The following is a 2,135-nucleotide window of genomic DNA, read 5'->3' as shown; positions in this document are numbered from 1 at the left end:
AGTGCGATTCGTTGTGATGTAAAAATAGCCTAAAAGGGTTACATAGCATCACTTACAGGGATTAGACCCTGTAAAACTCTCAAGATGATATAGGTGCAAGTCCTATCCGCCAAGTACGGGCGTGACTCCCAATCTACCCACAGCGACTAGACTCGGAATTCTAGAGACTGAAGCTGGGAATAGGGCGCAATCAGAGGTTGACCGATACCACACTGGCGCTAGGGGCGTCCCCACGATGAAACAGAGCCTAAAAAAGCAACCCACTCCAAAGCAGGCCGGAAAAGATTAAAACCCCTGACTTTATTGGAATAACACCCGCTACCTCATTTAGTCAAGAGTAGCCGTACAAGGGTATCCAATGGTTGAAGTGGCTACATCTAAAGGGACAAGACAATCACTTGAGGGAACGAATAAAAACGAGTCTAGGGTCTTAGGACAGTCGAATCCTAAGTAGGGCAGACGAGAGCCGGACATCCTTAGATTCGGGTAGGACAGCGAGTAATTTCGCTGAGGCAATCAGAAGACACAAATTGGAGTAGAGAATGATTAGGCACGGTCTAACAGCCAGTGAATTTTGGAAGGTCTTACCTTGGAAGCAGTTCCGACGTAATCTCTTTCGCCTACAAAAACGAGTGTTCAAAGCTATTCGAGCCAATGACCTGCGTAAAGCTAAGTCATTACAGAAGCTGATTCTGAAGTCCCGTGCCGCAAGGTTATTAGCGATTCGTCAAGTCACACAGCTTAATGCAGGCAAGAAAACTGCGGGTATAGACGGCAAAGCGTCCCTGACACATCAGGAACGCCTCGACTTAAGCGAATCACTTAAGTCCAGTGTAAACAATTGGAAGCACCAAGGGTTGAAAGAAATTCCCATCCCTAAGAAGGACGGGTCAACCCGGATTTTAAAAGTGCCAACAATGAAAGACAGAGCGTGGCAATGTCTCGTCAAATACGCCGTAGAACCTGCACACGAGGCAACGTTCCATGAACGGAGTTATGGTTTCAGGACAGGTAGGTCGGCACATGACGCCCAGAAAATCCTGTTTTTAAACCTACGCTCTACAACCAATGGAATAACCAAACGGGTCATCGAATTGGATATCGAAAAGTGCTTTGATCGAATCAGCCATAAGGCAATCATGGATAGACTAATTGCACCCACAAACATCAAAGAAGGCATCTTCAGATGTTTGAAAGCAGGTATAAATCCTGAGTTCCCAGAACAAGGGACGCCTCAAGGCGGTGTAGTCAGCCCATTACTAGCAAACATAGCACTCAACGGGATCGAATCCATTCACCCTTCCGTCAGATACGCTGACGACATGGTGATTATCCTGAAGCCAAAAGATGACGCCCAGAAAATACTTGACAAAATTGCTGAGTTCCTTGATGTAAGGGGCATGAAGGTAAGTGAAAGAAAGACAAAAGTAACAGCAGCGACAGATGGATTTGACTTTTTAGGATGGCACTTTAAGGTGCAAGAGAATGGAAAATTTAGAAGCCATCCCTCAGAGGACAACTTCAAGAAATTCCAAAGCAAAGTCAAGGAAATCGTCAATAACTCGAATTATGGGGCAAAGGTAAAAGCCGAAAAGCTTGCGCCTATTGTCAGAGGATGGAGAAACTACCACCAGTTCTGTAAGTTAGATGGCTCACGATTCAGTTTATGGCATATCAGCAAGAGAACCTGGAAGGTATTCAACAAAGAAAGTAAGCTTAACCGCTATCAAGTCACCGACCTGATAGAGAAAGCATTCCCGGCTATTCCCTACCACGAAAACAAATTCGTAAATGTTAGAGGGGACAAGTCACCTTTCGATGGAGATATCCTTTATTGGTCAAAACGCAACAGTGCATTATACGATGGCCAGACCTCTAAACTGCTGAAAAAGCAGAACCATACCTGTGGACAATGTAATCACTCCTTCATAGGAGAAGAACGAGTGCATCTGCACCACACCGACGGCAATCACGATAATTGGAAAGCCAACAATTTAGTAGCAATCCATGAAAGCTGTCACGATTACATCCACATGAAGCAACATCAGATTGTCGAGAGCCAGGTGCGGTGAAAGTCGCACGCCTGGATCGAACAGAGAGGGGCGCTGGGTAATACCAGCCCTCGACTCTAACCG

Annotated in this window: 1 protein-coding gene; it reads left to right on the top strand. The window is 45.7% G+C overall.

Annotated elements, in window-relative coordinates; genetic code table 11:
- Positions 1-542 precede the first annotated feature (542 nt).
- Positions 543-2,072 carry a group II intron reverse transcriptase/maturase gene (locus LAY57_RS35390; protein ID WP_249072146.1) on the top strand — a complete coding sequence of 510 codons (1,530 nt, stop codon included), beginning with the start codon at positions 543-545 and terminating at the stop codon, positions 2,070-2,072.
- The last annotated feature ends 63 nt before the right edge of the window (positions 2,073-2,135 follow it).

The organism is Argonema antarcticum A004/B2 (assembly GCF_023333585.1).
Taxonomy (GTDB): domain Bacteria; phylum Cyanobacteriota; class Cyanobacteriia; order Cyanobacteriales; family Aerosakkonemataceae; genus Argonema; species Argonema antarcticum.
This window is presented reverse-complemented; position numbering and strand designations above follow the sequence as displayed.

Bases quoted from the DNA above. Each gene is read 5' to 3' on its own strand.
- LAY57_RS35390 (WP_249072146.1), top strand. From the start codon at position 543: ATGATTAGGCACGGTCTAACAGCCAGTGAATTTTGGAAGGTCTTACCT.